At 72.3% G+C, this 14,800-nt stretch carries 12 protein-coding genes; 7 read left to right on the plus strand and 5 right to left on the minus strand.

Features of this window, described 5'->3' with window-relative positions; all coding sequences use genetic code 11:
• From ACZJYS_RS05185 to ACZJYS_RS05195, 3 genes are all read right to left on the minus strand, one after another.
• Nucleotides 1–994: cytochrome d ubiquinol oxidase subunit II (locus ACZJYS_RS05185; RefSeq protein ID WP_493176267.1), on the minus strand; the 994-nt coding region annotated here is incomplete at its 3' end.
• Nucleotides 995–1,004: 10 nt separating this feature from the next.
• Nucleotides 1,005–2,348 carry a cytochrome ubiquinol oxidase subunit I gene (locus ACZJYS_RS05190; RefSeq protein WP_493176269.1) on the minus strand — a complete coding sequence of 448 codons (1,344 nt, stop codon included), beginning with the start codon at nucleotides 2,346–2,348 and terminating at the stop codon, nucleotides 1,005–1,007.
• 7 nt (nucleotides 2,349–2,355) lie between these two features.
• Complete coding sequence (locus ACZJYS_RS05195) at nucleotides 2,356–2,940, minus strand: GbsR/MarR family transcriptional regulator (protein ID WP_109518106.1); 585 nt, start codon at nucleotides 2,938–2,940, stop codon at nucleotides 2,356–2,358.
• A gap of 152 nt (nucleotides 2,941–3,092) precedes the next feature.
• Here ACZJYS_RS05195 and ACZJYS_RS05200 point away from each other — a divergent pair, with 152 nt between their 5' ends.
• From ACZJYS_RS05200 to ACZJYS_RS05215, 4 genes are all read left to right on the plus strand, one after another.
• Nucleotides 3,093–5,129: an NAD(+) synthase gene (locus ACZJYS_RS05200; protein WP_493176271.1), complete on the plus strand. Its 2,037-nt coding sequence runs from the start codon at nucleotides 3,093–3,095 to the stop codon at nucleotides 5,127–5,129.
• A gap of 74 nt (nucleotides 5,130–5,203) precedes the next feature.
• A complete protein-coding gene (locus tag ACZJYS_RS05205) occupies nucleotides 5,204–5,815 on the plus strand; it encodes a cysteine hydrolase family protein (protein ID WP_109518104.1) in 612 nt (203 codons plus the stop codon).
• A gap of 99 nt (nucleotides 5,816–5,914) precedes the next feature.
• Nucleotides 5,915–7,543: an ABC transporter substrate-binding protein gene (locus ACZJYS_RS05210; RefSeq protein WP_493176274.1), complete on the plus strand. Its 1,629-nt coding sequence runs from the start codon at nucleotides 5,915–5,917 to the stop codon at nucleotides 7,541–7,543.
• Nucleotides 7,540–9,255: a gamma-glutamyltransferase family protein gene (locus ACZJYS_RS05215; protein ID WP_493176276.1), complete on the plus strand. Its 1,716-nt coding sequence runs from the start codon at nucleotides 7,540–7,542 to the stop codon at nucleotides 9,253–9,255. The genes ACZJYS_RS05210 and ACZJYS_RS05215 overlap by 4 nt, the downstream gene beginning before the upstream one ends.
• Here ACZJYS_RS05215 and ACZJYS_RS05220 read toward each other — a convergent pair.
• Entirely contained in the window at nucleotides 9,237–10,193 is a 957-nt protein-coding gene (locus ACZJYS_RS05220) for a LysR substrate-binding domain-containing protein (RefSeq protein WP_493176278.1), read from the minus strand. The genes ACZJYS_RS05215 and ACZJYS_RS05220 overlap by 19 nt on opposite strands.
• Before the next feature lie 109 nt (nucleotides 10,194–10,302).
• On the opposite strand from ACZJYS_RS05220, the gene ACZJYS_RS05225 reads away from it, so the two are divergent.
• The 3 genes from ACZJYS_RS05225 to hemH all read left to right on the plus strand — a co-directional run bounded on the left by ACZJYS_RS05225 (nucleotide 10,303) and on the right by hemH (nucleotide 14,016).
• Nucleotides 10,303–11,811: a catalase gene (locus tag ACZJYS_RS05225; protein ID WP_493176280.1), complete on the plus strand. Its 1,509-nt coding sequence runs from the start codon at nucleotides 10,303–10,305 to the stop codon at nucleotides 11,809–11,811.
• Between the two features lie 175 nt (nucleotides 11,812–11,986).
• A complete protein-coding gene (hemC, locus tag ACZJYS_RS05230; protein WP_109518099.1) occupies nucleotides 11,987–12,982 on the plus strand; it encodes a hydroxymethylbilane synthase in 996 nt (331 codons plus the stop codon).
• On the plus strand, nucleotides 12,979–14,016 hold the full coding sequence (gene hemH, locus ACZJYS_RS05235; protein ID WP_493176282.1) for a ferrochelatase: 1,038 nt from the start codon (nucleotides 12,979–12,981) through the stop codon (nucleotides 14,014–14,016). The genes hemC and hemH overlap by 4 nt, the downstream gene beginning before the upstream one ends.
• Before the next feature lie 85 nt (nucleotides 14,017–14,101).
• Here hemH and ACZJYS_RS05240 read toward each other — a convergent pair whose 3' ends face one another.
• Nucleotides 14,102–14,764: a general stress protein gene (locus ACZJYS_RS05240; RefSeq protein ID WP_219929774.1), complete on the minus strand. Its 663-nt coding sequence runs from the start codon at nucleotides 14,762–14,764 to the stop codon at nucleotides 14,102–14,104.
• Between the last annotated feature and the right edge of the window lie 36 nt (nucleotides 14,765–14,800).

Raw genomic sequence — 14,800 nt, forward strand, 5'->3', positions numbered from 1 at the left:
CCGCCTTGCCGCCGAAGATGCGCCAGGCCAGCAGGGTGTAGGCCAGGATCACCGGCAGCACGAACAGCGCGCCGGCCAGGATGATGGTCAGGCTCTCCGGCGACGCCGCGGCCTGCCACAGCGTCAGCCGCTCCGGCACGATGTAGGGGAAGAAGGACCAGGCGAGGCCGGTGAAGGAGAGCACGAACAGCCCCGTGGCGCCCCAGAAGGGCAGCCGCTCCAGGGCGCCGTCCGGCAGCGGCAGGTGCTTCAGCAGGCTGTGCAGGCCGAGCAGCAGCACGAAGGTGGTGGCCGGCAGCGGCGCCAGCAGCACCAGGTTCGGCATCTCCAGCCAGCGCGCCAGGATGCGCGGCGAGGCCAGCGGCGTGGCCAGCGAGACGGCCAGAATGCCAAGCCCCACCAGCCAGAGCGTGGGGCGCGCCCAGGCCACGGCGCGGCGCTGGAGGTCGCCCTCGGTGCGCCAGATCAGCCAGCAGGCGCCGATGAAGGCATAGCCCGCCGCCAGCCCCACCGCCGAGAGGGCGGCGAAGGCCTGCGGCGCGAGGCCCCCGGCGAAGCCCAGCACGTAGCGGCCGAGCATCCAGCCCTGGGAGAGCGCGGCCAGCAGGGAGCCGGCGAAAAAGGCGTGGTCCCAGGCCCGCTTGCCCAGCACCGAGGCGGCCTTGGCGCGGAACTCGAAGGCCACGCCGCGCAGGATCAGCCCGGCCAGCATCACCGCGACCGGCAGGTAGAGCGCGGTGAGGATGGCGCCATGCGCGATGGGGAAGGCCACCAGCAGCAGGCCGACGCCCAGCACCAGCCAGGTCTCGTTGGCGTCCCAGAAGGGGCCGATGGAGGCGACCATGCGGTCGCGCTCCGCCTCCTCGGTGGTGGCGTTCAGCAGCAGGCCGACACCGAGGTCGTAGCCATCCAGCACCACATAGGCGAGGACGGAGACCGCCATCAGCACCGCGAAGATCACCGGCAGCAGCTCGGGGTCGAGGAAGGGGGTCATGGCGGCGTCCTCAGGAGGCGCGGGCGACCAGGCCGCCAGCGGGCAGCCCCGCCTCCGGCATGGCGCGGCCCTTGCGGGCGAGGCGGAACAGGGCGGCGACATAGGCGGCCAGCAGCACCGCGTAGAGGGTGAGGTACATGGCCAGCGTCAGGCCGATATTGCCCGCCGGCACCGGCCCCACCGCCTGGGCGGTGGAGAGCACGCCGGTGACCAGCCAGGGCTGCCGGCCGATCTCGGTGACGTACCAGCCGGCGAGCGTCGCCACCCATCCGGCGAAGGTCATCGCCACCAGGCCGCGCAGCAGCCACACCGGCAGCGCGCCGCGCCGCCAGAGGTAGAAGGCCGAGGCCAGCCCCGCGCCGATCATCAGCAGCCCGGTGCCGACCATGACGCGGAAGGCATAGAACACCGGCTTCACCGGCGGGTGGTTGCCCTCGAACTGGTCCAGCCCCGGCACCACGCCCGCGGGGCTGTGCCTGAGGATGATGCTGGCCATCGAGGGGATGCCGATCTCCAGGCGGTTCTCGCGCGCCGCCTCGTCCGGCACGGCGAAGAGCAGCAGCGGCACATGGCTTCCGGTGCGCCAGTTGCCCTCCATCGCCGCCACCTTGGCCGGCTGGTGCTCCAGCGTGTTCAGCCCGTGCATGTCGCCGATCAGCGCCTGGGCGGGGGCCAGGAGGGCGGCCATCACCACGCCGGTGCGGAGCGCGTTGCGCACGCCCGGCGCCGTGTCGCCGCGCAGCCAGCGCCAGGCGGAGAGGCCGGCCATCAGGAAGGCCACCGTCAGCGCCGAGGCCACCAGCATGTGGGTCAGCCGGTAGGGCATGGAGGGGTTGAGGATGATCGCCGCCCAGTCCGTCGCGTGCGCCACGCCGTCGCGCAGCTCGAAGCCCTGCGGCGTGTGCATCCAGGAGTTCAGCACGATGATCCAGAAGGCGCTCATCGTCGTGCCGAAGGCGACGAGGAAGGTGGCCAGGGTGTGCAGCCAGCCCGGCACGCGGCGGAAGCCGAACAGCATGATGCCGAGGAAGGTGGCCTCCAGGAAGAAGGCCGTCAGGATCTCGTAGGCCAGCAGGGGGCCGGCGATGTTGCCCACATGCTGCATGAAGCCCGGCCAGTTGGTGCCGAACTGGAAGCTCATGGTGATGCCCGAGACCACGCCGAGCGCGAAGGAGAGGGCGAACACCTTCACCCAGAAGCGGTAGGCCTCCATCCAGGCCATGTCGCGGCTGCGGCTGTAGCGCAGCTTGAAGTAGAGCAGCACCCAGCCGAGCGCGATGGTCACGGTCGGGAACAGGATGTGGAAGGAGATGTTCGCCGCGAACTGGATGCGGGCGAGGATGGTCGGGTCCATGGGAGGGCTACTCAGTGGGGGTCGGGCGCCGGTTGCGCGCCGCCGGGCGCGCCAGCGAGACGATCTTGTCCTTGGCCTCCAGCAGGCGCGTGACGCGCGCGCCGAGCGCCAGCAGCGCCGCCAGGCGCTCCGTCTCCAGCCGCTTGACGTCATCGTACCAGGTGGTCAGCCGCTCGATCAGCGTGTGCATCTCGGCGATGCGTTCCTGGGCGTGGCGCTCGGCCTCGCTGCCGGGGGATTGCATCAGCAGCTCGCGCAGCACCGAGAGGGTGGGGTCCACCTCGCGCTTCTTCCGCTCCTCGGCCAGCGTCCGCAGGATCTGCCAGACATCGTCGGGGGTGGTGTAGTGGTCCCGCCGGTCATCCGGGATGTGCTTGGGGATGATCAGGTTCCAGGCCTGCAGCTCGCGCAGCCCCATCGAGACGTTGGAGCGCGAGACGCCGAGCGCCTCGACGATCTGCTCGGCGTTGAGCGGCACGGGCGAGACGTAGAGCAGGGCGTAGATCTGCCCCACCGTGCGGTTGATGCCCCAGCGGCTGCCCATCTCGCCGAAATGCAGCACGAAGGCCTGGGCGACGGGAGGGAGGTTCATGCATTCCTGCCGATTCGGAAATTTCAGTATTTTCTGAAATCTTGATATAGGTCGTTGCGCCGGGCGGCAAGGGTCCGGCCGGCCGCCGGCTGACCCATTGCTGATCGCACGCCCGCTGGACGCGCGGGCGCGGCGGGGGCAGGCTGGGGCGCATGAGCTTCCTGTCGATCTACCGCCACGGCTTCGCCCGCGTGGCCGCCTGCACCACCCGCTGCACCCTGGCCGACCCTGCCGCCAACGCGCAGGCGATCCTGGCCGCGGCGCGGCATTGCGACGCCGAGGGTGCCGCGCTCGCGGTGTTCCCGGAGCTCGGCCTCTCCGGCTACGCGATCGACGACCTGCATCTGCAGGACACGCTGCTGGACGCGGTGGAGGCGGCGGTCGGCACGCTGCTGGAGGCCAGCGCCACGCTGCGGCCGCTGCTGCTGGTGGGGGCGCCGGTGCGGCATGCGGGGCGGGTGTACAACACGGCGCTGGCCATCCAGCGCGGCCGGCTGCTCGGCGTGGTGCCGAAGCAGCATTTGCCCAACTACCGGGAGTTCTACGAGCACCGCTGGTTCGCCTCCGGCCATGGCACGGAGGGCGGCATGATCCGCCTCGCCGGCCAGGAGGCGCCCTTCGGTCCCGACCTGCTGTTCGACGCCGAGGACGTGCCGGGCCTCGTGATCCACGCCGAGGTGTGCGAGGACCTCTGGGTGCCCTTCCCCCCCAGCGCCGAGGGCGCGCTGGCCGGCGCGCTGGTGCTGGCCAACCTCTCGGCCAGCAACATCACGGTGGGCAAGGCGGAGACGCGGCGGCTGCTCTGCCAGTCGCAGTCGGCGCGCTGCCTCGCGGCCTATCTCTACGCCGCGGCGGGGGTGGGCGAGTCCACCACCGACCTCGCCTGGGACGGGCAGGTCTCGATCTTCGAGAACGGCGCCATCCTGCGCGAGAGCGAGCGCTTCCCGGACGCCGACCAGATCGTGCTGGCCGATATCGACCTCGACCTGCTGCGGCAGGAGCGGGCGCGGCAGGGCACCTTCGACGACAACCGCCGCCGCCACGCCCCCGCCTTCCGCCGCCAGGCCTTCCGGCTGGAGCCGCCGGAGGGCGACATCGGCTTCCACCGCGCGCTGGAGCGCTTCCCCTTCGTGCCGGCTGACCCGGCGCGGCTGGAGCAGGATTGCTACGAGGCCTACAACATCCAGGTCTCCGGCCTGGTGCAGCGGCTCACCGCCACGCGCGGCGGCAAGATCGTCATCGGCGTCTCGGGCGGCCTCGATTCCACCCAGGCGCTGATCGTCGCCGCCCGGGCGATGGACCGGATGGGCAAGCCGCGCACCGACATCATCGGCTACACCCTGCCCGGCTTCGGCACCTCGGCCGGCACCAAGACCAACGCCCACGCGCTGATGCAGGCGCTCGGCATCACCGCGCTGGAGCTGGACATCCGGCCGGCGGCCAAGCAGATGCTGACCGATCTCGGCCACCCCTTCGGCCGCGGCGAGCCGGTCTACGACGTCACCTTCGAGAACGTCCAGGCCGGGCTGCGCACCGACTACCTGTTCCGCGCCGCCAACCACCATGGCGGCATGGTGCTCGGCACGGGCGACCTCTCGGAGCTGGCGCTGGGCTGGTGCACCTATGGCGTGGGCGACCAGATGTCGCACTACAACGTCAATGCGGGCGTGCCGAAGACGCTGATCCAGCACCTCATCCGCTGGGTCATCGGCTCCGGGCAGTTCGACGCGGCGGTGGGCGCCACGCTGCAATCGGTGCTGGACACCGAGATCTCGCCCGAGCTGGTGCCGGCCGGCGAGGACCAGCAGCTGCAGAGCACCGAGGCCAAGATCGGCCCCTACGCGCTGCAGGATTTCCACCTGTTCTACACGCTGCGCTACGGCTTCCGCCCGTCCAAGATCGCCTTCCTGGCGCTGATGGCCTGGGGCGACGCGGCCGCTGGCCGCTGGCCGCCCGGCTTCCCGGAGGGGAAGCGCGGCGCCTACGACCTGCCCACCATCCGCCACTGGCTGGAGGTGTTCCTGCAGCGCTTCTTCGGCTTCGCCCAGTTCAAGCGCAGCGCCATGCCGAACGGGCCGAAGGTGGCCGCCGGCGGCTCGCTCTCGCCGCGCGGCGACTGGCGCGCGCCTTCGGATGGCAATGCCAACGCCTGGCTGGAGGAACTGCGCCGCAACGTGCCGCAGGGCTGAGCCATCCGGGAACCGCCGCTCCCCTGGCCGCTTATGCAGGAACGGCACGGCCACGCAGCAGGAGAGATGAAGACATGGCTTGGAAGAACGGGTTGCAGCGCGGCCCCCTGACGGCGCGCTGCGCGCATCTCTGCGTGGACATGCAGAACCTGTTCGGGCCCGGCTCGGAGTGGGAGACGCCGTGGATGCAGCGCGTCCTGCCGCTGGTGGTCCAGCTGGCCGGCGTCTTCCCGGACCGCACGATCTTCACCCGCTTCATTCCCGCCCAGCGGCCGCAGGACGCACCCGGCATGTGGCGCGAATACTACGAGCGCTGGTCCTCCGTGACGCAGGATGTGCTGCCCACGGGCATGCTGGAGCTGCTCGAGCCCCTGCAGCGCTTCGTCCCGCCCGCCACGGTCATCGACAAGATGGTCTATTCCCCCTGGCTGCACCCGGCGCTGGACGACCATCTCTATTCGCGCGGCATCGACACGCTGGTGATCAGCGGGGCGGAGACGGATGTCTGCGTGCTGGCGGCCGTGCTGGGGGCGGTGGACCGCGGCTACCGCGTCGTCATCCCAACCGACGCCATCTGCTCCGGCTCCGACCGGACGCATGACGCGCTGCTGACCCTCTACAACGAGCGCTTCAGCCAGCAGATCGAGACCGCCTCGACCGACGAGATCCTGCGTTCCTGGCATTGAGCGCGATGGCGGATTCATCCGCCTGACGCCGCCCCGCATTGACAGGCCCGGCCCCGCGCCGGACCCTCCCCGCGCCGCAACGACCGGGAGAGACGCGCCATGCGCCGCAGCCACCCCCTCGCCGCCGCCGCGCTGGCGCTCGCCCTGCTGGCCGGAGCGGGCCCCGCCAGGGGGCAGGCGCCCGCCCCGTCCGGCGATGCCACGCTGACCATGGGGGTCGAGGCCAGCTTCGGCGTGGACCCCCATTTCCTCTTCCTCGGCCCCAACATGGCGGCGTCCCGGCATATCTACGATTCCCTGGTGGGGCGGGACGAGGAGAGCCGCTTCACCCCCGCCCTGGCGGAAGCCTGGCGGGCGCTGGACGCGCAGACCTGGGAATTCTCCCTCCGGCGCGGCGTCACCTTCCAGGATGGCAGCCCTTTCACGGCCGAGGACGTGGCCTTCTCCCTCGCCCGCATCCCGGCCCTGCCGAACAACCCGGGCCCCTACACCTCCAACCTGCGCACCATCAGCCGGGTGGAGGTGGTGGATGCGCACACCATCCGCCTGCACACGGACCAGCCCAACCCCACCCTGCCGGGGCAGCTCACCAACGTCTTCATCGTCTCGGCGCGGGCGGCGGGCGGGCCGGAGCCGTGGGGCGCCTCCACCGCCGAGTTCGCCAGCGGCCGCGCCGCCATCGGCACCGGCCCCTTCCGGCTGGAGCGCTTCCGCGGCTCGGAAGGGATGAGCCTCTCCCGCAACGAAGGCTACTGGGGCACGCCCGCCGCCTTCGCCCGGGTCGAGATGAAGGTGATGGGCAATGACGCGGCGCGCCTCGCCGCCCTGCTCTCCGGCGACGTGGACCTGATCGAGCAGGTGCCGCCGGCCGATGTGGCGCGGCTGGAGAAGGATGCGCGGGTCAGCGTGTTCAAGCGCAACTCGGACCGGATCATGTACCTGATCCCGCATCTCGGCGCCGGCGCGCTGCCGCTGCTGGTGGGGCCGGACGGCACCCCCCTCCCCGCCAACCCGATGGCCGATGCGCGGGTGCGCCGCGCCCTCTCCCTCGCCATCGACCGCGAGGCGCTGGCGGCGCGCGGGCTGGACGGCCAGGCCATCGCCACGGTCCAGATGGTGCCGGAGGGCTTCGGCGGCTGGGACGCGGACCTGCCCGCGCCACGCCCCGACTCCGAGGCGGCGCGCCGCCTGCTGGCCGAGGCGGGCTTTCCCCAGGGCTTCGGCCTGACGATCGGCTGCTCCAACAACCGCTACACCAACGATGCCCGCGTCTGCCAGGCGGTGGGGCAGATGCTGACCCGCGCCGGCTTCCAGGCGAAGGTGGAGACGCAGCCGGGCACCGTGTTCTTCCCCCGCACCGCCGTGGGGCGGAACGACCTGCCGCTGATGCTGTTCGGCCTCTCCCTCTCCTCCTCGCGCGATGCCAGCTACATCCTCTCCACCGCCGTGCACACGCGCGACCCGGCGCGCGGCTTCGGCCAGGGCAATCGCGGCCAGTTCAGCGACGCGGCGCTTGATGCCCGCATCGCCGCAAGCATCAGCCGGATGGATGCGGGGCGGGAGGCGGCGCTGCGCGAGACCATGCGCGAAGCCATCGCGGCGCTGCCCATCATCCCGCTCTACAACCAGGTGACGATCACCGCCGCGCGGCGGGGGATTGCCTATAGCCCGCGGATGGACGAGCAACTGGTGGCCACCCACGCCCGCCCCACGGAGCCCGCCCGATGACCGAGACACCCCCGACCGGACGCCCCACCATCGCCGGCACGCGCCACGCCGTCTCGGCCGGGCACTACCTGGCGGCGACGGCCGGCATCGCCATCCTGGAGGCGGGGGGCAATGCCATCGACGCCGGCTGCGCCGCCGGCATCGCGCTCGGCGTGCTGCAGCCCGACCTGGTGAACGTGGCCGGCGTGGCGCCGATCCTGATCCGGCTGGCGGACGGCACGGTGGAGAGCATCGCCGGCCTTGGCCACTGGCCGATGTCCCTGCCGCCCGACCTCTTCATGCGCGAGCATGGCGGGCGGATGCCGGAGGGCATCCTGCGCACCGTGGTGCCGGCGGCGCCCGATGCCTGGATCACCGCGCTGGAGCGGCACGGCACGATGTCCTTCCCCGACATCGCCGCCTTCGCCATCCGCTACGCCGCCGAGGGCTTCCAGACCAATTCGCTGCTGGCGCACACCATCGCCGCGCACCGCGACGAATATGCCCGCTGGCCGCAGAACGCCGCCATCTACCTGCCCGGCGGCGCGCCGCCGGCGGTGGGCTCGCTCTTCGTGCAGTCCGACCTCGCCCGAACCCTCACCTACATGGCGGAGGAGGCACGGCGGGCGGAAGCCGCCGGCGGCCGCATGGCCGGCCTCGCCGCCGCGCGGGACGCCTTCTACAAGGGCGACATCGCCCGCGAGATCGTGGCCTTCCAGCAGCGCGAGGGCGGCTACCTCTCGCGCGAGGACCTGGCGGATTTCCGCTCCCGCATCGAGCCGGTGGTGCGCCGCCGCTGGCGCGGGCACGAGATCATCGCCTGCGGCCCGTGGTGCCAGGGGCCGGCGCTGATCGAGGCGCTGCTGCTGCTGGAGAAGCTCGGCCTGGACGGGCTGGCGCACAACGGCACCGACTACCTGCACCGCCTGACCGAGGCGTTGAAGGTGGCCATGGCCGACCGCGAGTACCATTTCGCCGACCCCGCCTTCGCGGAGGTGCCGGTGGATGCCTTGCTCTCCGAGGCGCATCTCGCCGCCCGCGCCCGCGCCTTCCGCGAGGAGGCGGCGCATCCGGACATGCCGCCGCCGCTGCTGGGCCAGGGCAGCGGGCCGCAGGCCCAGGGCCATGGCGGGCTGCCCGGCATCGAGCCGGACACCTCCTATGTCGCGGTGGTGGACCGCTGGGGCAACGCCTTCTCCGCCACGCCCTCCGACGGCTCCTGGAACGCGCCGGTGGTGCCGGGGGTGGGCATCGTGCCCTCCTGCCGCGGCTCGCAGTCGCGCCCGGACCCGGCGCATCCGAGCGGCGTCGGCCCCGGCAGGCGGCCGCGCCTGACGCCCAACCCGGCCATAGCCGTGACGCGAGAGGGCGGCGTGATGCCCTTCGGCACGCCGGGCGGCGACGTGCAGATCCAGGCCATGCTGCAGGTACTGCTGAACATCCTGCATTTCGGCATGGAGCCGCAGGCGGCGGTCGAGGCGCCGCGCATCGCCTCCTACGCCTTCCCCTCCTCCTTCGCGCCCTATGAGTACTACCCGCGCCGCCTGGCCGTGGAATCCCGCATCCCCCAGTCGGTGCGGGAGGCGCTGGCAGCGCGCGGGCACGAGGTGAAGGAGTGGCCCGGCACCACCTGGCTCGCCGGCAGCGTCGAGCTGGTGATGACCGACCCGGCCAGCGGCCTGCGCCTGGCGGCGGCCGACCCGCGCCGGCCGGCCTACGCCATCGCCGGCTGAGCGCCGCCTCCGTCCTCTGGCCGGCCGACCGGCGACATCTGCCGCAGGAAGGCCGCCAGTTCGGAGAAGCTCTCCCGCCGGGGGTCGGTGCCGCGCCAGACGAGGCCGATCCGCCGCCCCACCCCCGGCTCCGCCAGCCGCCGCAGGCCGATGAGGCCGCCGAGATCGGTGCGGCCCTGCACCGCCAGCTGCGGCAGCAGGGAGAAGCCCTCGCCGGCGGCGATCATGTGGCGCAGCATCTCCAGGCTGCTGGCGAAGCGCTCCTCCCGCCCCTCGCGCGGCAGCGGACAGAGGGAGAGTGCCTGGTCGCGCAGGCAATGGCCCTCCTCCAGCAGCAGCAGCTCCCCCGATTGCAGCGCGTCCAGCGAGATGCGGCGCTGCGCCCGCAGGGCATGGCCCTGCGGGAAGGCCAGCAGGAAGGGCTCGAAGAACAGCTCGGCGCTCTCCAGCGCCGCGGAGGGTGCCGGCAGCGCGATCAGCGCCGCGTCCAGCTCGCCCTGCTCCAGCGCCTCCACCAGCGCGTCGGTGCGGCCTTCCTGCAGCCGCAGCACCAGCTGCGGGAAGCGCGCCCGCACATCCCGCAGCAGGGCGGGCAGGTAGTAGGGGCCGAGCGTGGCGATGACGCCGATGCGCAGCCGCCCCTTCATCGGCTCGGCCTGCTGCTGCTGCGCCAGGTCCAGCAGCCCGCGCGCCTCGCGCAGGATGGCGCGCGCCCGCTCGATCAGCGGCGCGCCCTGCGGCGTCACCGCCACCCGGCGCGGCAGGCGCTCGAACAGGGCGACGCCGAGCAGGGCCTCGAGCTTGCGGATCTGCTCGCTGAGGGTGGGCTGGCTGACATGGCAGCGCTCGGCGGCGCGGCCGAAATGGCGCAGATCGGCCACGGCGACGGCGTATTCCAGGTCGCGCAGCGACAGGCCGGCCATGTTGTGCAGGGTCATGAGGGTTGTTGCCGTTCGGTCATGCCTATCGCAACAACATAGAAGATCGATTTAACCGATCAATACCCTCGAGCTAGACAGTCTGGACCCTGCCGAGAGGAATTCCAGAATGTCCGACCCGACGCGACGCCCCGTCCTGACGACCACCGCCGGCGCCCCCATCGCCGACAACCAGAACAGCCTCTCCGCCGGGCCGCGCGGCCCGCTGCTGCTCCAGGACTACCAGCTCATCGAGAAGCTGGCGCACCAGAACCGCGAGCGCATCCCCGAGCGCGTGGTGCACGCCAAGGGCTCCGGCGCCTATGGCACGCTGACCGTCACCGGCGACATCTCGAAATATACCCGCGCCAAGGTGTTCCGCCCCGGCAGCCAGACCGAGCTGCTGCTGCGCTTCTCCACCGTGGCCGGCGAGCGCGGCGCGGCCGATGCGGAGCGCGACGTGCGCGGCTTCGCCATCAAGTTCTACACCGAGGAAGGCAACTGGGACCTGGTGGGCAACAACACGCCCGTCTTCTTCATCCGCGATCCGCTGAAGTTCCCGGACTTCATCCGCACCCAGAAGCGCCACCCGGCCACCAATCTGCGCTCGCCCACCGCGATGTGGGATTTCTGGTCGCTCTCGCCCGAGAGCCTGCACCAGGTGACCATCCTGTTCAGCGACCGCGGGCTGCCGCAGAGCTACCGCCACGTCAACGGCTATGGCAGCCACACCTTCTCGCTGTGGAACGATGCCGGCGAGCGCTACTGGGTGAAGTTCCACTTCAAGACGATGCAGGGCATCCGCACCTGGACCAACCGCGAGGCGAACGCGGTCATCGCCGAGGACCGCGAGAGCGCGCAGCGCGACCTGTACGAGGCGATCGAGCGCGGCGACTTCCCGCGCTGGAAAATGCAGGTGCAGATCATGCCCGAGGCGGATGCGGAGAAGACGCCCTACAACCCGTTCGACCTCACCAAGGTCTGGCCGCACGCGGATTATCCGCTGATCGATGTCGGCGTGCTGGAGCTGAACCGCAACGCGGCGCACTATTTCGCGGAGATCGAGCAATCCTCCTTCTCGCCCTCCAACATCGTCCCCGGCATCGGCTTCTCGCCGGACAAGATGCTGCAGGGCCGGATCTTCGCCTATGCGGACGCGCACCGCTACCGCGTCGGCACCCATTACGAGGCGCTGCCGGTGAACCGCCCGCGCGCGGCGGTGAACACCTACCACGCCGACGGCGCCATGCGCTTCGACGCGCCGCGCGGCACGGACCACTACTACGAGCCGAACTCCTTCGGCGGCCCGGCCGAGGCGCCCGCCGCCAAGGAACCGCCGCTGCGCATCAGCGGCGACGCCGACCACTACAGCCACCGCGACGGCAATGACGACTACAAGCAGCCCGGCGACCTGTTCCGGATGATGACGCCGAACCAGCAGCGCCAGCTCTTCGAGAACATCGCAGGCGCCATGCAGGGCGTGCCGCGCTTCATCATCGACCGGCAGCTGGAACACTTCCGCCGGGCCGACCCGGCCTATGCGGAAGGCGTGGCGGCGGCGATCGCGCGCATCCACACCGCGCCCGCCTCGGCGCCGACCACGGCGGCCGATGTCGGTGGCCAGGCCGCCGCCGGATAGGGCGCGCCGGACCGCGGGAAGGGCCTTCCCCCGGGCCGTCCGTGCCCGTGCCCTTCCCGCCTAAGCCTCATGGCGCGGGCGGCGCCTACCCCCTGCCGCCCACCATGGGGGCGGGCCGGCCGGCCTCATCGGGCAGGCCGGCCCTTCTTTCCCCCTCGCTGCTGGATCCCTGCCGATGTCCGCTGCCCTCCAGGCCGCCCCGGCGCTGGCGCGCCCCTCCCTGGTTCCCGCCCGCTCCTTCCCAGGGGCCCCGCTGCGTGCCGGCACCCGCGCCTCGCCGCTGGCCCTGGCGCAGACCCGCCGCGTGCTGGCGGCCCTCGGCGTTGCGCCCGGCGAGGCGCAGCCCGTGCCGATGCAGACCAGCGGCGACGCCGAGCAGCGACGCCGCCTGGCCGATCTGGGCGGCAAGGGCCTCTTCGCCAAGGAGATCCACGAGGCGCTGCTCGACGGCCGCGTGGCCTTCGCCGTGCACAGCCTGAAGGACCTGGAGACCGAGCTGCCACCGGGCCTCGTCATCGCCGCCGTGCTGCCGCGCGCCGATGCGCGGGACGCGCTGGTGCTGGCCCCCGGCTGCCCGCCCGAGGAGCGGCGCGGCCCGCTGCCGGGCCTGCCGTCGGGGGCGCGCATCGGCACCGCCTCGGCCCGGCGGATGGCGCAGCTGCGGCACCTGCGGCCTGACCTCCGCTTCGGCCTGCTGCGCGGCAATGTGCAGACCCGCCTGCGCCGGCTGGAGGAGGGCGACCACGCCGCCACGGTGCTGGCCATGGCCGGGCTGCAGCGGCTGGAGCTGGAGGCCCGCGCCGCCCGCCCGCTCTCGACCATGGAGATGCTGCCCGCCGCCGGCCAGGGCATCATCGCCGTCACCGCCCGCGCGGGCGACAGCGCCACGCGCGCACGGCTGGCCGGTATCGACCACAGCCCCACCCATCTCGCCGCCCGGGCCGAGCGCGCCGTGCTGGCGGCGCTGGATGGCTCCTGCCGCACCCCCATCGGCGCACATGCCAGCCTCACCCCGGATGGCGCCCTGCATCTCGAGGCGCTGGTGGCGCGGGAGGATGGCTCCTTCCTGCTGCGCCGCGCGCTGCGCGGCGCCCCGGCCGATGCGGAACGGCTCGGCGCGGCGCTCGGCGCCTCCCTGCGGGCGGACAGCCCGGCGGATCTCTTCGCATGACCCACCATCCCCTCTCCCTCCGCCCGGCGCCGGCCGGTCACTCCCGCGCGGCCGGGCAGGTCGGCGTGCTGCTGGTCAATCTCGGCACGCCGGACTCGACCCGCTATGGCGATGTGCGCCGCTACCTCTCGGAGTTCCTCTCCGACCGGCGGGTGATCGAGGTGAACCCCTGGCTGTGGCAGCCGCTGCTCCAGGGCGTGATCCTGACGACGCGGCCCTTCCGCAGCGGCGCCGCCTACCGGCGCATCTGGAACGAGGCGGCCGATGAATCGCCGCTGCGCACCTACACCCGCGCCCAGGCGGAGCTGCTGCGCCAGGCCCTGCCGGCCGATGGCCCGCGCATCGACTGGGCCATGCGCTACGGCCGCCCTTCCATCGCCAGCAGGCTGGAGGCGTTGCAGGCCGAGGGGTGCGACCGCATCCTGGTGGTGCCGCTCTACCCGCAGTACAGCGCCACCACCACCGCCACGGTGAACGACGCCGCCTTCCGCGCGCTGATGACGATGCGGCGGCAGCCCGCCCTCCGCATCGCGCCTTCCTTCCCCGACCATCCGCTCTACATCGAGGGGCTGGCACGCTCCATCCGCGCCGGCCTGGCCGGGCTGGAGCGGCCGCCGGAGCTGCTGCTCGCTTCCTTCCACGGCCTGCCGCGCCGCTACGTGAAGGCGGGCGATCCCTATCCGGCGGAATGCAACCGCACCATGCTCGCGCTGCGCCGGCGGCTGGGGATGACGGCCCGCGAATTCCCGATGACCTTCCAGTCCCGCTTCGGTCGGGAGCGCTGGCTGGAGCCCTACACGGATGAACGCGTCACCGCCCTGCCGCGGCGCGGCATCCGCCGCATCGCCGTCATCACGCCGGGCTTCCTGGCGGACTGCATCGAGACGCTGGACGAGATCGGCCAGGAATTGCGGGAGGAGTTCATGGCGGCGGGCGGCGAGGAATTCACCCTCATCCCCTGCCTGAACGACACGCCGGACGCCATCCATCTGCTGCGCGCCATCATCGGGCAGGAGCTGGCGGGCTGGGACTGAAACGCCGAAAGCCGGGGGAAGACCTCCCCCGGCTCTGCTGCGTCTTCTCAGACGGCGGGCCGGCCGCCGGCAGGCCCGCCAGGCTTCAGATCCGGCGGTCCGCCGGATCGGCGCCGGTCATGCCGGAAGCCGTGCCGCCGCCCACATGGCGGCTGGAAGGCGTGCCCGGAATGTCGGTCACCGGGGCGTCGGGGTCGTAGCCCTGCCAGCCGCCGGCGCGGTAATCCGCCTCGCGCTTGCGCACATCCACCGGGCTGTGGCGGTCGAGGATGGTCTCGGCCTCCACGGCGCGCATGTCGTCGGTGCGCACCGTCACCATGCTGCCGCCGCGGCGCACGCTTTCGGCATAGACGGGCGCATCCGCCTCGCTGACGCCCGCGCCGGTGAGGCTGCCGAGCAGGCCGCCCGCCGCCGCGCCCGCGCCGGCGCCGGTCAGCGCCGCCACCAGCGCGCCCGCCGCGACCACCGGCCCGATGCCGGGAATGGCCAGGGCGCCAAGGCCCGCCGCCAGCCCCGCGCCGCCGCCCACCAGCGTGCCCAGCGTGGCGCCGATGCCGGCACCCGACTTGGTATGCTCCTCGGAATGGTGTTCCGTCGAGGGGTCCACCGCCGGGGTGGTGTCGCGCTTGGCGTCGTTGGCGACGATGCCGACATCGTCATGCGAGAAGCCCGCGGCCTCGAGGTCGCGCACCGCCGCCATGGCGTGCTCGCGCGTGTCGAAGAGCCGGGTAATGGTCCTGCTGGCCATGATGTTTCCTCTTCTTGTGCTAGGTCAAAAGCCGGC

The sequence above is a fragment of the Roseomonas sp. TS2 genome, assembly GCF_058833935.1.